We start from the raw sequence: 16,138 nt of genomic DNA, 5'->3' as shown, positions 1-16,138 counted from the left end.
CACCACCCGGCAAGATAGCGCCAGCACTCTCCGAGGCCGAGGGTACGGGCGGCGGGGCATCACCCGAGGCCGACTGCCGAAGCGTGAGCGGGACGGCGCTTTCCGGGATGGATGGTCGACGGCGGAGCTCGGCGGTGTCTGTTGGGGCGGCGGCCGTCGTCGCGATGGTGTTCGTGGTCGCGGTCAGCGTCACGGTCGGGGATCGCGCCTATCTCGACCAGGGTTTGCCCTATCCGGGTGGGGTGGCGGCTGCCACGTATGGCGTGTTGCGGTTGATTGCTGGTCTGGCGGGTGGATTCACGCTCGGGTCGCTGGTCTATGCCTTGTTCTGCGCGGCTCCCACCGGGAAGGGGCGGATGGCGGTGGATGGGTATGCGGCCGGGCGGATCGCGGAGCGGGCCGCGGCGGTGTGGGCGCTGAGTGCGGTTGCGTTGGTGCCGGTTACCGCTGCGGACGCTGCGGGGATGTCGCTCGGCACCGCGGTGCGGCTGCGGGCATTGCCGCCGCTGATCGAGGCGGCCGAGAAGCCCAAGGCGTGGCTGGTCGTCGCCGTTCTGACGATCGTGGTCGCGGTGCTGTTGCGGTTGACGCTGTCGTGGAACAGTTTGTTCGGACTCGCGGGAATCAGTGCGGTGGCGGTCATTTCACCGGCGGTGGTTGGTAATGCGGGAGAAGGGCCCAATCACGATTACGCGACCGGTGCGGTTATTCCGTTCACCATCGGGCTGTCGCTGTTGGCAGGGTTGAGCTGGAACGTGCTCGGTCAGTGGCGGCGGGTCAGCGGGCCCGAGAGCGCGGGGCGGTTCCAGGTCGCGCTGCGGCGGTACCGGGTCGTCGTGGGCGCGGCGGTGGCCGTCATGGTTCCGACGGCAGTGGTGCTGATGCTGATCCTCGACCCGCCCAGCGTGTTCGGCGGGATCTACTCCTGGTTGGCGATCGGCGCGGCGCTGCTGCTGGCCGCTCACCTGGCGCTGGTCTGGTGGCTTGGTCACCTGGCTGCCGAATCACCGCTCCTGCCAGGCGTCTTGGCTGTCGCGGCGGCGGCCGAGGTGGTGTGGCTGGGGATTTCGATCGCCATGGCGATTCAGCCCGCGCCCGCGTTCGCCAATCGCTCGTTCACCGCGTTGCAGGTATTCCTGGGCTTCGATCTGCCGCATCCGCCGGATGTCTGGCGGCTGTTCACCGTCTGGCGCTTCGACATCGTGCTGGGCACGGCCGCGATCCTGCTGGCGGCCGCCTATCTCGCCGGCGCACACAGACTTCGCCGTCGTGGCGACGACTGGCCGCGCTGGCGCACACTGTCGTGGACGCTCGGCTGTCTGGCGTTGCTGCTGGTCACCTCGTCCGGCATCGGCGCGTACGGCTACGGCATGTTCAGCGTGCACATGATGACCCACATGGCGCTCAATATGTTCATCCCCGTGCTGTTGGTGCTCGGCGCGCCGGTGACGCTGCTGCTGCGTGCGGTGCCGCCCGCCGGACGCGCGGGGCAGCCGGGACCTCGGGAATGGGTGCTGTCGCTGATGCATTCGCGGTTCACGCGGGTGCTGAGCAATCCGATCGTGTCGCTCATCATCTTCGTGGTCTCGCTCTACGGCCTGTATTTCACGCCGCTGTTCGATCAGCTCATCCGCTTCCACTGGGGGCATCTGCTGATGAACATCCACTTCCTCATCACCGGATACCTCTACTACTGGGCCATCATCGGCATTGATCCCGGACCCAAGCGGCTGCCGCATCTGGGCCGCCTCGGCATGCTGTTCGCGATCATGCCGTTCCACGCGTTCTTCGGTGTCGCGGTGATGTCCTCGGACACCCTCATCGGCGCGGATTTCTACCCGCAGCTCCAATTGGGTTGGATGCACGACCTTTTGGCCGATCAGCGGCTCGGCGGCACGCTGGCTTGGATCTCCGGTGAGGTGCCGGTGCTGCTGGTGGTCGGTGCGCTGCTGTCGCAGTGGGCCAAGCAGGAGCGTAAGGAGGCCGCGCGTTTCGATCGGCACCAGGAGGAGTATCCGGAGGACGACGAGCTGGCCGCCTACAACGCCATGCTCGACCAGCTCAGCGCCCGTCGCCGCTAACCTCTCCCCCGAAAGTTCCGCAGCCGCAGGCTGTTCCACACCACGAACAGCGACGAGAATGCCATCGCGCCACCCGTCAGCAGCGGATTCAGCAAGCCCGCCATGGCCACCGGGACGGCGGCCACGTTGTAGCCGAAAGCCCACATCATGTTTCCGCGAATGGTGCGCAGGGTGGCGTGCGCGAGTTCGATGGCGTCGGGCACCGCCGCCAGGTCCTCGCGCACCAGGATCATGTCGGCCGCGCCGATCGCCACATCGGTGCCGCGGCCGATGGCCAGCCCCAGATCGGCGGTGGCCAGCGCGGGACCGTCGTTGATGCCGTCGCCGACCATCGCCACCCGATGACCCTGCGCCCGCAGGCTGCGGACCACTTCGACCTTGCCCTCCGGCAGCACCTCCGCGATCACTTCGGAAATCCCCACCTCGTCCGCGATCGCCTGCGCGGCAAAGGCATTGTCGCCGGTCACCAACAGCGTGCGCAGGCCCAGCCGGTGCAGCCGCGCGACCGCGTCGGCCGCGCCCGGCCGGGCCGTATCCGCCACCGCGAGCACCGCGACTGCCCTCCCGTCCACAGCGAAGTACACAGCCGTGCGCCCGAATCGCTGCTCCCGCTCCAACTGTCGCGCCAGCGCGGACGGAATCGATACGCCCGCATCACTGAACAGGGCAGCCCGTCCGATCAAGGCCGCGCGACCTTCGACCAGCCCCCGGGCACCCAGACCCGGCAGGGCCACGAAATCGGTGACCTCGGGCAGCGATTCCCGTGCGACACGGCCGTGCGCGGAGATTGCCGCAGCCACCGCATGCTCCGAGGCCGACTCCAAACCTGCTGCGAGACCGATGATCTCGGCCCGGTCCTCACCCTCGACGGTGTGCACTGCCACCACGGTCATCGCACCCTCGGTGAGCGTCCCGGTCTTGTCGAACACCACCGTGTCGACCGTCCGGCTGGCCTCGAGCGCGTCATGCCCCTTGATGAACACACCCAGCTGCGCGCCGCGCCCCGACGCCACCATGAGTGCGGTCGGCGTTGCCAGCCCGAGTGCACACGGGCACGCGATGACCAGCACCGCCAGACCCGCGCCGATGGCCGCGTCCAAACCCGCGCCGCTCACCAGCCAGCCGGTGAAAGTCGCTGCGGCGAGCACCAAGACGATCGGCACGAACACCCCGGAGATGCGGTCGGCCAGCCGCTGCAACCCGGCCTTCCCGGCCTGGGCCTCCTCCACCAGCCGGATCATGCCCGCCAGCCGGGTCTGCGCGCCCACGGCCGCCGCCTCGACCACGAGACGACCGGTCAGCGACACCGCGCCGCCGGTGACCGCCGAGCCGGGCCCGACCTCGACCGGCGTCGACTCGCCCGTCATGGCGGATGCATCGACACTCGAACTACCCGACACCACCAGGCCGTCGGTGGCGATGGTCTCGCCCGGCCGGGTCAGAAACCGCGCGCCCTCGGTCAATTCCTGGATGGGCACGATGATCTCGCGGTCGTCGCGGGTCAACACCGTGACGTCCTTCGCGCCCAGTGCGGCCAGGGCGCGCAGCGCGCCACCCGCGCGCCGCTTGGCCTTCGCCTCGAAATACCGTCCGGCGAGCACGAATACGGTGACGCCGCCCGCGACCTCGAGATAGATGGAGTCGGCGTGCAGGATGGCATTCCACACGCCGTGCACGGGTGCTGGATCGCGATCCCGGAACAGCAGCGTGACAATCGACCACAGCGTCGCCGAAGTGATGCCCAGCGACACCAGCGTGTCCATGCTGGTCACCCCGTGCCGCAGCCCGGCCAGCGCGCGCCGGTGCAGCGGCGCTGCCGCCCACCCCACGATCGGTGCGGCCAGTCCCAGCAGAATCCATTGCCAGCCGGTGATTCTCGTGCTCGGCTCCACCGCGAACATGATCGACAGGTCGGCCAGCGGGAAGAACAACAGCAACGCCACCAGCAGCCGCCGGAACAGGTCGGCGGCGGCCCGGTCCTCGGGCTCGGTGTCGAGTATCGGTGTCGCGCCGGTGATCTCGCTCGCGCCGAAACCGGCCGCGATCACGGTGTCGCACAGCTGGCGCGCGTCCAGCTCGGGCGGCGCGTCCACGGTCGCCACCCCCGTCGCCACGTTCACCGCGGCGGTCACACCGTCGAGTCGGTTGAGGGCGCGCTCCACCCGCGCCGAACAGCTGGCACAGCTCATACCGGTCACCGCCAGCCGCACCCGCTCCGCAGGGGGCGCGAGCAGCATCGAATTCTGCACAGTCACAGTCTCTTCCGTCGATCAGGCAGCAGGATCGTGCCGGGACAGGTGGTTGGTGCGGCGACCGCCGCGCGCGCCGTGGGGCACCGGCACCGGTTCGTGATTGCGCCCGCCCTCGTCCGGTTCGCCGTCCAGGTGGCGGCGCAGCAGCACCGCCACCACCAGCCCGGCGATCACCACCAGATGCGAGGCGCCACGGGCGAGAGTGGTCTCATGGCGGGCCATGTCGAGAATCACGAACAGGGTCACGATGCTCGCGAAGCCGCCCAGAATCGGGATCAGACCCGCCGCAGCGCGGGTGCGCAGCGCGCAATAGACCATGCCGATGCCCAGGGCCAGGTTCCACGCGGTGCTCTCGTTGAACAGATGCCCCGCACCGGAATGCGCGAGATGGTCGGTGTGCACCCCCATCCCGACACCCACGAGTTGCGCGATGCCCAGCGCGCACTGCACCGCGCCGATCAATCCGAGCAACAGTCGCAGCGTCTCCAACCGGTCATCGCGGCCGCCCGGCAGCACACCTTCGGCAACCGCGCGGGACACGATCAGCTCGGTCAGATCCGGCGTCGGCGTCACCGGGCGCATACGCAGCCCCCGGGTGGCGGCCACCGCCGCGTGATACCAGTCCGCACAGGCGGCGCACTCCTCGAGATGCGCGTCCACCTGCGCCGACGGCACCGGTTCGGGTTCGTCATCGATGCACGCGGACAGCGCTTCCTGACACACTTCGCACTTCACGTCGAAAGGTGTCGGATATTCGGGGCAGAAAGTTCCCGGGCTCCGCTGTGACATTGTCGGCGGTCGGCGAGTTTGCCGGTCGGCGTGCGGATCCGACTATGGTGAGCCGGTGCACTCGGCGTCGAGCGATGCCCGGATCGATGTGCTCGCGATGGCCGCCGCGCAGGGTGACAGGCGCGCCACCGAGCAATTCGTCCGCGCAACCCAAACAGATGTGTGGCGCTTCATCGCGCACCGGACCGACGCCGGCCGCGCCGACGACCTGACCCAGGAGACCTACCTACGAGCGCTCGGCAGCCTGCATCGATTCGAAGGACGATCGACCGCGCGGGCTTGGCTGCTGTCCATCGCGCGCCGCGTCTGCGTCGATGAGATCCGCACCGCCATGGCGCGACCGCGGGTGTCGTGGAGCGCGGACTGGGAGGAGGCCGCCGACCGCGGTCGCGCCGGGGCCGATGCGGCGGTGCTCGAATTCGCCGAGGTGAAGATCATGCTCGCGGCCCTCACCGAGGAACGCCGGGAAGCGTTGATCCTCACCCAGGTCTTGGGGCTGTCCTATCAGGAAGCCGCCGAGGTGTGCGGCTGCCCGACCGGCACCATTCGTTCCCGCGTGGCGCGCGCCCGCGAGGATCTCATCGCCGCCGCGCGGGGCGACGACGCGGCCGACGCCCGAGGCTGAATCCACGGAAGCTGTGGGCTCGAGCACTCGAACATCGCTGCCACCTGCCGATTCGCTGCCACCTACGTAGGAACTTAGTAGTTTCTCAGCGTTTACCTACTATTCAACTACGTAGGCCATCTACGGTCTTACTTAGTAGATGAGTCACCCGACGTGACCTGAACCGGCAAGCAGAGAGGCAATGTCGCCATGCAGCAAGCCCATCGATCACGCCCCACCGTCCGCCGCCTGGGCCTGATCCTGGCCCCACTCGTGGGCGCCGCGGCCGCGGTCATCGCCGCCGGGCCCGCCACCGCGGAATCCCTGTCCCGCAGCGGCTTCTCGACCGGCCCCGACGCGAATTCCTCGCAGTCCGGCGGCAATCCCAACCAGCGCGGCATCGTCACCCACGGCGACGACCACACCGGCATGCACGACAGCGACCCCTTCGGCTACCTGCACACCGACATGAATCCCGTACTGCAGAACCAGCATCCGCGCGAGGTGGACGACTTCTCGCAGACCGCGCCGCAGCCGCTCAGCTCGCGCGCGGGCAATCCGGCCGGTTGGACGCCGAACTGGAACGACGACGGCACCGGCTACACCGTCTGCCCATCCCTCGCCAGCTACTGCTGACCCCGACCCGCGCACGCGAGCCCCCGGAGCCCGAAATGCCCTCCATCGCAAGCACTCTCCCCACCGACGCCAACACCGACGGCACCGACACGAAGCCGACCACCACGACCAGCAGGACCCGCCGTCTGGGCCGAGTAGCCGCCGCGCCCATGGCGGTCGCAGCGCTCGCCGTCGCGGGTCTACCGCTGGCCGCGACCGCGGAGGCCGACCCGAACGAGCGCAAATCCCGCCCGAGCGCCGGATGCCTCTGGGCCGGAAAGACTTACGCCGAGCAGACCACTGTCCGCGCGGGCGGCACCACCTTCCGCTGCGGCACCAACGCCGGCGCCCCCTACTGGTTCGCGGGCCAAGCCGCAGGCCCCATCACCGCGGCCCCCAGCCCCGGCGCGGTCGCCTCCCCGATCGGCCAATTCAGCCCCGGCGCAAGACAACCCGGCACCAGCTACAACGACTACTGCGTAGGCAACCAGCTCATCCCCGGCACCGACGACGTCTACCAGGTGGTCCGCGTCCCCAGCGGCGCCACCCTCTGGAAAGCCGCCCACCCCATCGACCAATGGACCTTCGACGACCAGCGCCCCTCCCCCACCTGGCGCACCGCCTCCCTCTGCATCGACGGCGTCCTCACCTAACCCAAGCCCCGCCCGCACCCCCTCAGCGGGCCTGCCAGGTTGGCTGGCTCGGCCCCCAGGGCCGAGCCGGTCCGCCGACCCGGCCGGTCAGACCGCCAGCCGCATGACGGTCAGCGGCGTTCCGGCCATGGTGCGCCAATCCCTTTCCGGGACATGGGCGAAACCTAGGCGGTCGTACATCCGCCTGGCGTCCTGCATCGTCGGCATGGTGGTCAGCACCACCGCCTCGAAGCCCTCGGCGCGCGCCGTGTCGATCACCTGCTTCAGCAGCGCCGTTCCCACGCCGAGCCCCCGCGCCTGCTTGGACACCGCGAGCATGCGGAACTCCAACTCCCCCGGCCGCGCGATATCCGCGTACGGCGTCCCCGGCCGCGCCATGGTCAGCGAGCCGAGCACGACCCCATCACGCACCGCGACGAGAATCTCCGCCGACTCCGCGCGCGTGGCGGTATCGGCGAGCTCCGCGACATAGTCGCTTTGCGGGTTCACATGCCCCTCACCCACATACACCTCGACGGTCAGATCACCGACGGCCGAGTAGTCCCCGACCTCGGCGTCCCGAATCTCCACGGCTGCGTCATCGCGCGTCCGTGCGCCCTGCTCACCCATCACCACAACTCCGTCCTCATCGCCCCACGACATCCCGTCTGGAGTCGTACTCAGTCAACTGCTTTCGGGTCCTCGGAGACCGCGTCGGGTCCGCCTTCGAGGAGCTTGGCGAAGCCCGCCTCGTCCAGGATCGGTACGCCCAACTCCTCCGCCTTGTCGGCCTTGGAGCCGGGTGAGTCGCCGATGACCACGAAAGCTGTTTTCTTCGAGACGGATCCGGCGGCCTTGCCGCCGCGGATGAGGATCGCTTCCTTCGCGCCGTCTCGGGTGAAGTTCTGCAGGGAACCGGTCACCACGATGGACAGGCCCTCGAGGTTGCGTTCGATGGACTCGTCACGTTCGTCGACCATGCGGACACCGGCGGCGGCCCATTTGTCGACGATATCGAGATGCCATGGGACGGTGAACCATTCGGTGACCGCGGCGGCGATGGTGGGGCCGACGCCGTCGGTGGCGGCCAGCTCCTCGGGCGACGCCTCGCGGATGGCGTCCATACTGCCGAAGGCGGTGGCGAGGGCGCGGGCGGCGGTGGGACCGGCGTGGCGGATGGACAGCGCTACCAGAACACGCCACAGCGGCTGCTCCTTGGCGGCGTCCAGATTCTCCAGCAGGCGTTTGCCATTGGCCGACAGGGTGCCGTTCTTATTGGTGAACAGCGTCGTGGTCAGCAGCGTGTCGGCGTCGAGAGCGAACAGGTCACCCTCGTCGGCGATCGCACCCGACTTCAGCAGGTCGATGGCGGCCTCGTAGCCGAGCGCCTCGATATCGAACGCCCCGCGCCCCGCCACGTGAAAGACGCGCTCCCGCAACTGCGCCGGGCAATACTGCTGGTTCGGGCAGCGGATGTCGGCGTCGCCCTCCTTGGCCGGAGCCAGCTCGGTGCCACATTCGGGGCAGTGCGTCGGCATGACGAAGGCGCGCTCGCTGCCGTCGCGGGCATCGACCACCGGACCGAGCACCTCGGGAATCACGTCACCGGCCTTGCGGATGGTGACGGTGTCGCCGATCAGCACGCCCTTGCGCTGCACCTCCGACGCATTGTGCAGGGTCGCCATGGCCACCGTGGAACCCGCCACCGTGACCGGCTGCATGACCGCGAACGGCGTAACCCGGCCCGTGCGACCGACATTCACCTGAATGTCGAGCAGCTTGGTAGTGGCCTCCTCCGGCGGATACTTGTAGGCGATGGCCCAGCGCGGCGCCCGCGAGGTCGATCCCAACCGGCGTTGCAGGCTGAATTCGTCGACCTTGATGACCTGGCCGTCGATCTCGTGCTCGATATCGTGGCGGTGCTCGCCCCAATAGTCGATGCGATCGACCACCGCGTCCGCGCCCTGCACCCGAATCGTGTGCGCCGATACCGGCAGCCCCCACGCGGCCAGCGCCCGGTACGCCTCGTACTGCGATTCCGGCGCGAACCCCTCCAGCCGCCCGAATCCATGGCAGATCATCCGCAGTCGCCGCCGCGCCGTCACCGCCGGATCCTTCTGCCGCAGCGACCCGGCCGCGGTATTGCGCGGATTCGCGTACGGCGCTTTGCCTTCCGCCACGATGCTGGCATTGAGCGCCTCGAAGTCGGCCAGCGTCATGAACGCCTCGCCGCGCACTTCCAGGAGTTTCGGCACCGGGAAGTCATCGGAGTGGATCAGCTCGTGCGGAATGTCCTCGATGGTGCGCGCATTCAGGGTGACGTCCTCACCCGTGCGTCCGTCGCCGCGCGTCGCGCCGCGCACCAGCTTGCCGTCCTCGTAGACGAGGTTGAGCGCAACCCCGTCGATCTTCACCTCGCACACGTAGTGGATGTCGGTGCCGGCGTCGGCCTCCACCTTGGCGATCCACTGCCGCATCTCCTCGGCATTGAAGACATTGTCCAGCGAGTACATCCGCTCCAGGTGATCGACCGGCGCGAACTCGGTGGTGAATCCGCCGCCGACCAGCTGGGTCGGCGAATCCGGCGTGCGCAGATCCGGGTGCGCCTCCTCGAGCGCCAGCAGCCGGTTGAACAGCTCGTCGAACTCGCCGTCGGTGATGATCGGCGCGTCCCGCACGTAGTAGCGGAACTGGTGGTCACGGACCTCCTCCGCCAGCCGCTGCCACTCGACCCGCTCGTCCCCGCTCGCCGCGGTGATCTCGTTGCCAGATTCGCTCACCCCGGTACTTTATCTCGCCCGACCGACAGTCCCGATCAACATTCCCGCACGTCGCGACACTATCGAGACGATTTCGGAGTGGCCGGGAACACCCTCGCGACCGCCCGGGTTCCAGCAAGCATGGACCTTGCCAAGGCACTCGATTTCGCGCGCTCCCACCACCGTTCGGTGCTGACCACCATCCGCCGCGACACCCGCCCGCAGCTGTCCAATGTCACCCATTGGACCGGCGACGACGGCATCGTCCGCGTCTCCATCACCGCCGACCGTGCGAAGTACCACAATCTGCTCCGCGAGCCCTGGGCCGCGCTGCACATCTCCAGCGACGACTTCTGGAGCTACGCGGTCATCGAGGCCACGGCCGACCTCACCCCCGTCGCCACCGACCCGCACGACGCCACCGTGGACGAACTCGTCGCCTACTACCGCGCGATCAGCGGCGAGCACCCGGACTGGGACGACTACCGCCGAGCCATGGTCGCCGACCGCCGCGTCATGCTGCGCCTCGTCCCCACCCGCGCCTACGGCCTCACCCGCTGAGGTCAGCACAAACGCTGGGCCGCACCGCTATTCGGCCGCGGTGAACTCCGGGTGCGGCAGCGTGGCACCGGTTTCCAGCAGGCTCTTGAGGTTGGAGAGGATGGCGGGCCAGCCCTGGCTGATGGTGGGCAGGACGGTGCTGTCCGGCGGGAAGCCGTTGTGCACGACGGTGAGCTTCACGATCTCGCCCAGGTCCTCGAGTTCGAAGGTGACTGTGGAGCGCGGTTCCGCGCCCCAGACCGCAACCGCGTCGGCGGGCATGCCCATCGCCTCGGCGAAGGTGTCGTCGAAGGTGTGCCACGTGTAGGACAGCTTGGTGTACGGGTCGGCCGCCAGTACCACCTGGCCCGGGTTGACGCCCGTCCAATTCTGCTGGTGCCAGACCATTTCCGAGCCGGGCTGCCAGTCGGTGTCGAAGGTCGCGCCCCAGTACTGCTTGGTGAAGGCGGGTTCGGTCAGCGCTTGCCACAGGCGCTCGGGGGTGGTCTTGATGTAGCTGACGTAGACGAAATCCTCGCTCATGGGGGAACCCTCCAATGCTGATTTGAGATCGGCGAGCACGTGCACCCGCCCTCGGTGGTAGCGGTTGATCCAGCGGTCGGCGATGGCATTGACCGGTTCGGGATTGAGGTAGTGCAGCTTCTCGCGGCCGCGCCGTTGTGTCGCAATCAGATTGGCGGCCTCGAGCACCGCGAGGTGTTTGCTGACCGCCTGCCGGGTCAGGGCCAACTCGGAGCAGAGCTCGCCGAGGGTCTGACCATTGCGTTCCTCCAGACTGTCGAGCAGTCTGCGGCGGGTCGGATCGGCAAGTGCCTTGAACACGTCGTCCACGGGGACACCTCACACCATCACCATAGGCAACCGGGAGGTTGCATGTTTCAGAATAGGCAACCCATTGGTTGCCTGTCAATCCGGGCGTCCGAGTACAACCGACCGGCATCGCCCGCATAGGGTGGGTCGCAATTACGGCCCGCTACCGGCAGGATGTCCAAGGTGTTGCGTAGTTTTCAGGTGACGAACCATCGGTCCCTCGCCGAACCGCAGGAACTGCGGCTCACCCGGGGTAGCGGGCCGATCGCCACACCCGTCACCGCCGTATACGGAGCGGCCGCCACCGGCAAGACCGGGCTCATCGACGCGCTCGAGAAAATGCGCGACGCCGTGTTGAATTCGGTCACCGGGTGGGATCCCTACTCCGGACCGGTCCGCACCCCGCACCTCGGATTCGTCGACCGCCCTTCGGAATTCGTCGCCAACTTCGTGGCCGAGGGCTGCCCGTACACCTACGGCTTCCGCCTCGACAATGCCGACGTGGCCGCCGAATGGCTGCACTCGCACCCGCACAACCGCAAGCGGGTGGTGTTCGAGCGCGCGGGCGACGACATCCGCATCGGCCCGATGTTCGAGGCCGCCCGGTACGGTCTGGGCGCGGTAGTGCCGCTGGTGCGCCCGAATGCGCTGCTACTCAGCCTGTCCGGGCAGTTGTACGCCGAGCCGCTGGTCCCCGCCTACCGCTGGTTCCAGTCGCTGCTGGAAGTCCAGTGCGGGCAACCGGATCCGTCCGAGATCGCGCACCGGGTGGGTTCGCACATCTCCCGCTCCACCGATCACGCCGTGCGGCTGCTGACCCTGCTGCGCTCCGCCGATCTGGGCATCACCGATCTGCTGCTGCCCTCGGACGACCCCATGTACGCGGACTATCTGCGCGATCTGGACACCGATATCGCCGCCACCACAAAGGAAATCGAGTCCTGCACCATCTCGGCGAACTACGCCGAGGAGCTGTTCCTCGAACACGGCATCACCGTCACCCTGCTGCAGCGCGAGCTGGCCAACCTCTACGCGGCCCGCGACGCCCTCTACTCCCGCATGGTGGCCCGCCGCGGCGTCGGCCTGGGCCTGACCCACGAGGGCATCGAAACCGCCTTCGACATCACCGACGAATCCAGCGCCACCCTCGCCATGCTGCGCCTGCTGCCGCCCATGCTGGACGCCCTCGACACCGGCGGCGTGCTGGCCGTGGACGATATCGACGCCGCCCTCACCCCCGAGACCGCCGACAGCATCATCCAGCTGTTCCAGAACCCCGAAACCAATACCCAGGGCGCGCAATTGGTGTTCACCACCGCCAACCGCACCCTCATCGACCGCGGCAACGGGCGGTCGCAGTCCAAGCGCACCACGGTCTGGCAACTCCGCCGCCAGCAGGGCGTGTCCGAACTCACCGCCCAGTAGCCGGTCGAGCATGCTTGGACGCCACCGCGCCTAGCATGGGGATCATGGCCATCCAGTTACTGCTCGTCCTCATGGTCGCCGTCGCCGTGGTCGCGGCGATCGCGTACTACCGCCGCGGTACTGGCAGCGTCGGGCGCGGGATGCCGAGCGACCCGTCGGGGTTCCTCGGCCAGCGCTCACCGGTCGGGTTCGAGTCGGGAACCCTCTACCTCACCGGCGTGAGTCCGCACCCGAACGTCCCCGGCGAGCAGTACGTCACCATCACCGGCAGCATCTCCGGGCCGTCGGTGGTGGCACACGAGGTCTACGGCCGCTTCGCCTGGGACACCGCCCAATGGCCGTCCATCGGCGACCAGATCCCCGTCGCGTACCCATCGGGCAAGCCGAACAAATGGCAACTCGACCACCCCGGCGCCCGCCCCTACTTCGGTTCGCGCCGGCCGAAGAATCAGGGCTGAAGCAGGTCTCGAACGAACTCCTGCTTCGCAACCAAGTCCCTTCAGAACTCGTCGTCGTACAAACCCGATTCCCGCGAGATACGCGCGATCTCATCCAATGCCTGCGAGCGGTCGCGACGGCGACGCTCGCGGTAATCCAGAACAGCCTGCAGCGGGATCCGCCGATGCGTACCGCGATACTCGACCGGAAGCTCGCCGTTATCCACCAAGCGGCATACGTACGTCCGCGACAGTCCGAGCAGATCGGCGGCGGAGGAGGTCGTCACCAGCGCATCCACGGGTCCGATTGCAACCCCTCGCCCCTCGCTGAGATGTTCGAGCAGCGCCACGACCACCGCACGAACGCTCGCAGGAACCCTTACCGGAACTTCGTCGATGACGATCGTCGACGGCTTCCGCGTTGCGGGAGGCAGCGATGCGAGCGCCTCCCGAATTTCATTTCTCATCGACTGCGGAACGTCGGGTTCCACCCGGCACACGGTCATTGCCGCCTCCTTTCATCGCAGTTCGCAACACCAAGGATGCGCCCCAAACGACACAAACGCAACTAGCGGCGGATGGCGGCGATGCTGCCGATGCGTGGGTCGAGCGGACCGGCCGGGCGGTCGAGGTGGGCGGTCATGTCGTTCCAGCTGTGGAACTCGGTGTTCCAGCCGATTTCGTCGAGCCAGGCTTCGACATCGAAATCGGCGGGGCGGGCCATGTGTTCGGGGGGCGCTTCCCGGCCGACGAAGGTGCGCAGTTCGCGGTACGGGGGTGCGTCGGGGTCGACGGCTACGCGGCCCGCGCCGAAATGGCTTCCGGGGGCGGACAATTCGGTGAGGGTCTCCACGACCCGCCGGTTCCAGTCCTGGTTCAGGTAGCCGAGCGACCCCTCGTCGACCCAGTAGGTCGGCACGTTCGGCTGAAACCCGCTGTCCAGCAGCGCTTTACGCCAGTCCTCACGCAGATCGGCGACGACGACCCGGCGCTGACAGGTCGGGGTCGCGCCCGTTGCCGCGAGGACGGGCTCCTTGAAATCGAAGAGTTCGGGTAGGTCGATCTCGAAGACGGTGATGTCCTCCGGAAGATCCATACGGTACGCCCGGGTGTCCAAACCCGCTCCGAGCAGGACGACTTGGCGGCAGCCCGCCGCTATCGCCGCCGCGAAGCGCTCATCGACCAAGCGGACGCCGATGGTCCTGCCGTCGTAGAACTGATCGGCGAGCGCCCCCAATTGCGCCCACCGCTGCTCGTCGAAGCCGGCTCGTGCGGCGGCGACGAAGGCCTGCGCCAGCGGGTCGTCGTAGAGCCGATCCTCCCGCTCGCTCTCCCGAGCCCTGATGACGGCGACCCCGATCGCGGTCACGGCGACGCCGTCGACCGGCACTTTCACTGTTTCGGCCATGCTTGCTCCCCAGTGCAAATTAACTTGCCGCCCGGCTAGGTATCTGCCGGTGAGACAGACGGTAGGCTGCTTACTTGCCGGTCGTCAAGGCAGTTGGGCGAAACAATGTGAAGGGAATCGATGGACGGGCGTCGCAGTGACACACGCGAGCGGATCCGGTCCGTCGCCATGGAACTGTTCTCCGAGCGCGGCTACGAGAAGACCTCGCTGCGGGAGATCGCCGAACGCCTGGGCGTCACGAAAGCCGCGCTGTACTACCACTTCCGGACCAAGGAAGACATTGTCGCCAGCCTGTCGGAGGATCTGCGCGGCGGCATCGACGAGATCGTGCGCTGGGCCGAGGCAACCCCGCCGGGACCCGAACGCGCCCGCGAGATCGTCACCCGCTACGGGGACCTGCTGCACAGTCTCGGCAAGGACATGATCCGGTTCTGGGCCGAAAACCAGCCCGCCTTCCGCGATCTCGGCTTCGGCACCAGCCTGCGCTACCAGTTCCGGGTGCTGGCCGATCTGATGGCCGCGCCCAGCACGGAACCCTTGGACATCTTCCATGCCCGGCAGGCATTGCTGGCGATCAGCTGGAGCCTGTCCATGATGGGCGATCTGGCGCTGCCGGACGAGGAGAGCAATGCCGCGTCCGTCGCCATCGCCCTGAGTATTCTCGACCGGATGTGAATCCGCCCGCCGTGCAGGCGGATTCACCGAGCCTCACTCGAAGTCGAGCGACTCCGGATCCTCCGCGTAGGCGCGGGCCGTCTCCGCGGCCAGGCTCAGCGCCTGCCGCGCCCACGCCAGCGGCGCACCGGCCAGCCCGCACGCCGGGGAGACAATCACCTGTTCGGCCAGCAACCGACGCGGGAATCCGAGCCGATCCATCAGCCGCACACCGGGTTCGGCGATCTCGCGCCAGGTGATCGGTTTGGCGGGCGGGGTCGTCGGCACCAGGCCGAGCACCAGATGCTTTCCGCCGTCCAGCAATTCACCGATGCCGTCGAGATCGCCGGTGCCGATGGTGGCCAGATCGAAGCTGACCGCGGCGGCGGTGCTCTTGCGCAGGAAGCGCAGCGCGGGGTGGTCGGCGCAGGTGTGCACCAGCACGGGCACCGACTGACGGGCGATCAGGGTGTCCAGCACGTGCAGGGCTTCGGGTTCGGGCATGGCGCGCACGGTGTTCAGCACGCTCACGCCCTTCAGGGTGCCGTCGAGCACGGCCGTCAGATCCGGCTCGTCGATCTGGAGCAAAACCTGGGCGCCCAGTCGCTTGCCCACCTCGGCAACGTGATTCGCGATCCCCTCGGCCATGGACTCCGAAAGATCGCGCAGCGCACCGGAATCGGTCAGGATCCGGTGCCCCATCGGCAATTCGACCTCCGCCGCCACCGACAGCGGACCGGCCACCTGCACCTTCACCGGATGCCCGGAACCCGCGAAACCGCCGATCTCCCAGGCCTCTTCGAGCGCGTCCAGGTCGGTCCGCAGCAGATCGTGCGCCCGCCGCGCCACCGCGCCCGGCCTCGCCCCCAGGCGGTAGCCACGGGTGGTGCTGTCGAATTGCATGTCGACCAGCAGCGCCGACACCCGCCCGAGCAGGTCCGCGCCCACGCCGCGCGCGGGCAACTCGACCAGGTGCGGCAGCTGCCCCAGCTCGCCCACCACGGTCGCCGCCGCCTCGCGCGGATCGGTCCCGGGCCACGACCCGATCCCGGTCGCGATGCCCCCGCGCAGCACCGGCGTATCGCCAGCGTTGGTCATTGCAACCTCATTC

At 68.2% G+C, this 16,138-nt stretch carries 16 protein-coding genes; 8 read left to right on the top strand and 8 right to left on the bottom strand.

The features are described from left to right. The first annotated feature begins 134 nt into the window (after positions 1–134). Entirely contained in the window at positions 135–2,081 is a 1,947-nt protein-coding gene (locus tag ACYVN4_RS30915; protein ID WP_460725521.1) for a cytochrome c oxidase assembly protein, read from the top strand. Here ACYVN4_RS30915 and ACYVN4_RS30910 read toward each other — a convergent pair. Next, positions 2,078–4,318, bottom strand: a complete 2,241-nt coding sequence (locus tag ACYVN4_RS30910; protein ID WP_460726767.1) for a heavy metal translocating P-type ATPase — start codon at positions 4,316–4,318, stop codon at positions 2,078–2,080. The two genes, ACYVN4_RS30915 and ACYVN4_RS30910, sit on opposite strands and share 4 nt — an antisense overlap. 33 nt (positions 4,319–4,351) lie before the next feature. Beyond that, positions 4,352–5,068, bottom strand: coding sequence for a zf-HC2 domain-containing protein (locus ACYVN4_RS30905; RefSeq protein WP_460725520.1), 717 nt, complete (start codon positions 5,066–5,068; stop codon positions 4,352–4,354). Between the two features lie 109 nt (positions 5,069–5,177). Between ACYVN4_RS30905 and ACYVN4_RS30900 the strand changes: the two genes are divergently transcribed. From ACYVN4_RS30900 to ACYVN4_RS30890, 3 genes are all read left to right on the top strand, one after another. Next, the gene (locus ACYVN4_RS30900; RefSeq protein ID WP_460725519.1) at positions 5,178–5,747 is read left to right on the top strand and encodes a sigma-70 family RNA polymerase sigma factor; all 570 of its coding nucleotides are present in this window, start codon (positions 5,178–5,180) and stop codon (positions 5,745–5,747) included. Between the two features lie 189 nt (positions 5,748–5,936). Beyond that, positions 5,937–6,362, top strand: a complete 426-nt coding sequence (locus ACYVN4_RS30895) for a hypothetical protein (protein ID WP_460725518.1) — start codon at positions 5,937–5,939, stop codon at positions 6,360–6,362. A gap of 35 nt (positions 6,363–6,397) precedes the next feature. After that, the gene (locus ACYVN4_RS30890) at positions 6,398–6,994 is read left to right on the top strand and encodes a hypothetical protein (RefSeq protein WP_460725517.1); all 597 of its coding nucleotides are present in this window, start codon (positions 6,398–6,400) and stop codon (positions 6,992–6,994) included. 87 nt (positions 6,995–7,081) lie between these two features. Here the strand turns inward: ACYVN4_RS30890 and ACYVN4_RS30885 are convergent, their stop codons facing one another. Next, entirely contained in the window at positions 7,082–7,603 is a 522-nt protein-coding gene (locus ACYVN4_RS30885) for a GNAT family N-acetyltransferase (protein ID WP_460725516.1), read from the bottom strand. Positions 7,604–7,653: 50 nt separating this feature from the next. Beyond that, the gene (ligA, locus tag ACYVN4_RS30880; RefSeq protein WP_460725515.1) at positions 7,654–9,753 is read right to left on the bottom strand and encodes an NAD-dependent DNA ligase LigA; all 2,100 of its coding nucleotides are present in this window, start codon (positions 9,751–9,753) and stop codon (positions 7,654–7,656) included. Between the two features lie 120 nt (positions 9,754–9,873). On the opposite strand from ligA, the gene ACYVN4_RS30875 reads away from it, so the two are divergent. Next, entirely contained in the window at positions 9,874–10,293 is a 420-nt protein-coding gene (locus tag ACYVN4_RS30875) for a PPOX class F420-dependent oxidoreductase (RefSeq protein WP_460726765.1), read from the top strand. A gap of 27 nt (positions 10,294–10,320) precedes the next feature. On the opposite strand, the gene ACYVN4_RS30870 is transcribed toward ACYVN4_RS30875, so the two are convergent. Further along, positions 10,321–11,124: an ArsR/SmtB family transcription factor gene (locus ACYVN4_RS30870; RefSeq protein ID WP_460725514.1), complete on the bottom strand. Its 804-nt coding sequence runs from the start codon at positions 11,122–11,124 to the stop codon at positions 10,321–10,323. A 180-nt stretch (positions 11,125–11,304) separates the two neighbouring features. On the opposite strand from ACYVN4_RS30870, the gene ACYVN4_RS30865 reads away from it, so the two are divergent. Continuing rightward, positions 11,305–12,528 carry an AAA family ATPase gene (locus ACYVN4_RS30865; protein ID WP_460725513.1) on the top strand — a complete coding sequence of 408 codons (1,224 nt, stop codon included), beginning with the start codon at positions 11,305–11,307 and terminating at the stop codon, positions 12,526–12,528. A 44-nt stretch (positions 12,529–12,572) separates the two neighbouring features. Beyond that, positions 12,573–12,986, top strand: coding sequence for a hypothetical protein (locus ACYVN4_RS30860; RefSeq protein ID WP_460725512.1), 414 nt, complete (start codon positions 12,573–12,575; stop codon positions 12,984–12,986). 41 nt (positions 12,987–13,027) lie between these two features. Here the strand turns inward: ACYVN4_RS30860 and ACYVN4_RS30855 are convergent, their stop codons facing one another. Beyond that, the gene (locus ACYVN4_RS30855) at positions 13,028–13,471 is read right to left on the bottom strand and encodes an excisionase family DNA-binding protein (protein ID WP_460725511.1); all 444 of its coding nucleotides are present in this window, start codon (positions 13,469–13,471) and stop codon (positions 13,028–13,030) included. Positions 13,472–13,533: 62 nt separating this feature from the next. After that, complete coding sequence (locus ACYVN4_RS30850; protein WP_460725510.1) at positions 13,534–14,373, bottom strand: SAM-dependent methyltransferase; 840 nt, start codon at positions 14,371–14,373, stop codon at positions 13,534–13,536. Positions 14,374–14,541: 168 nt separating this feature from the next. On the opposite strand from ACYVN4_RS30850, the gene ACYVN4_RS30845 reads away from it, so the two are divergent. Continuing rightward, positions 14,542–15,048, top strand: coding sequence for a TetR/AcrR family transcriptional regulator (locus ACYVN4_RS30845; protein ID WP_460725509.1), 507 nt, complete (start codon positions 14,542–14,544; stop codon positions 15,046–15,048). Between the two features lie 33 nt (positions 15,049–15,081). Here the strand turns inward: ACYVN4_RS30845 and ACYVN4_RS30840 are convergent, their stop codons facing one another. Next, positions 15,082–16,125, bottom strand: coding sequence for a methionine synthase (locus ACYVN4_RS30840; protein WP_460725508.1), 1,044 nt, complete (start codon positions 16,123–16,125; stop codon positions 15,082–15,084). Positions 16,126–16,138 lie beyond the last annotated feature (13 nt).

It is taken from the genome of Nocardia heshunensis (assembly GCF_054782115.1).
Note: the sequence above shows the minus strand (reverse complement) of the source record. Positions and strands in the feature narration are given on the sequence as shown.

What these genes read in the sequence shown, in the direction of transcription:
- ACYVN4_RS30875 (WP_460726765.1), top strand. Translation starts at nt 9,874, where the DNA reads ATGGACCTTGCCAAGGCACTCGATTTCGCGCGCTCCCACCACCGTTCG.
- ACYVN4_RS30895 (WP_460725518.1), top strand. Translation starts at nt 5,937, where the DNA reads ATGCAGCAAGCCCATCGATCACGCCCCACCGTCCGCCGCCTGGGCCTG.
- ACYVN4_RS30845 (WP_460725509.1), top strand. Translation starts at nt 14,542, where the DNA reads ATGGAACTGTTCTCCGAGCGCGGCTACGAGAAGACCTCGCTGCGGGAG.
- ACYVN4_RS30860 (WP_460725512.1), top strand. Translation starts at nt 12,573, where the DNA reads ATGGCCATCCAGTTACTGCTCGTCCTCATGGTCGCCGTCGCCGTGGTC.
- ACYVN4_RS30890 (WP_460725517.1), top strand. Translation starts at nt 6,398, where the DNA reads ATGCCCTCCATCGCAAGCACTCTCCCCACCGACGCCAACACCGACGGC.
- ACYVN4_RS30850 (WP_460725510.1), bottom strand. Translation starts at nt 14,373, where the DNA reads ATGGCCGAAACAGTGAAAGTGCCGGTCGACGGCGTCGCCGTGACCGCG.
- ACYVN4_RS30855 (WP_460725511.1), bottom strand. Translation starts at nt 13,471, where the DNA reads ATGACCGTGTGCCGGGTGGAACCCGACGTTCCGCAGTCGATGAGAAAT.
- ACYVN4_RS30885 (WP_460725516.1), bottom strand. Translation starts at nt 7,603, where the DNA reads ATGGGTGAGCAGGGCGCACGGACGCGCGATGACGCAGCCGTGGAGATT.
- ACYVN4_RS30910 (WP_460726767.1), bottom strand. Translation starts at nt 4,318, where the DNA reads ATGCTGCTCGCGCCCCCTGCGGAGCGGGTGCGGCTGGCGGTGACCGGT.
- ACYVN4_RS30840 (WP_460725508.1), bottom strand. Translation starts at nt 16,125, where the DNA reads ATGACCAACGCTGGCGATACGCCGGTGCTGCGCGGGGGCATCGCGACC.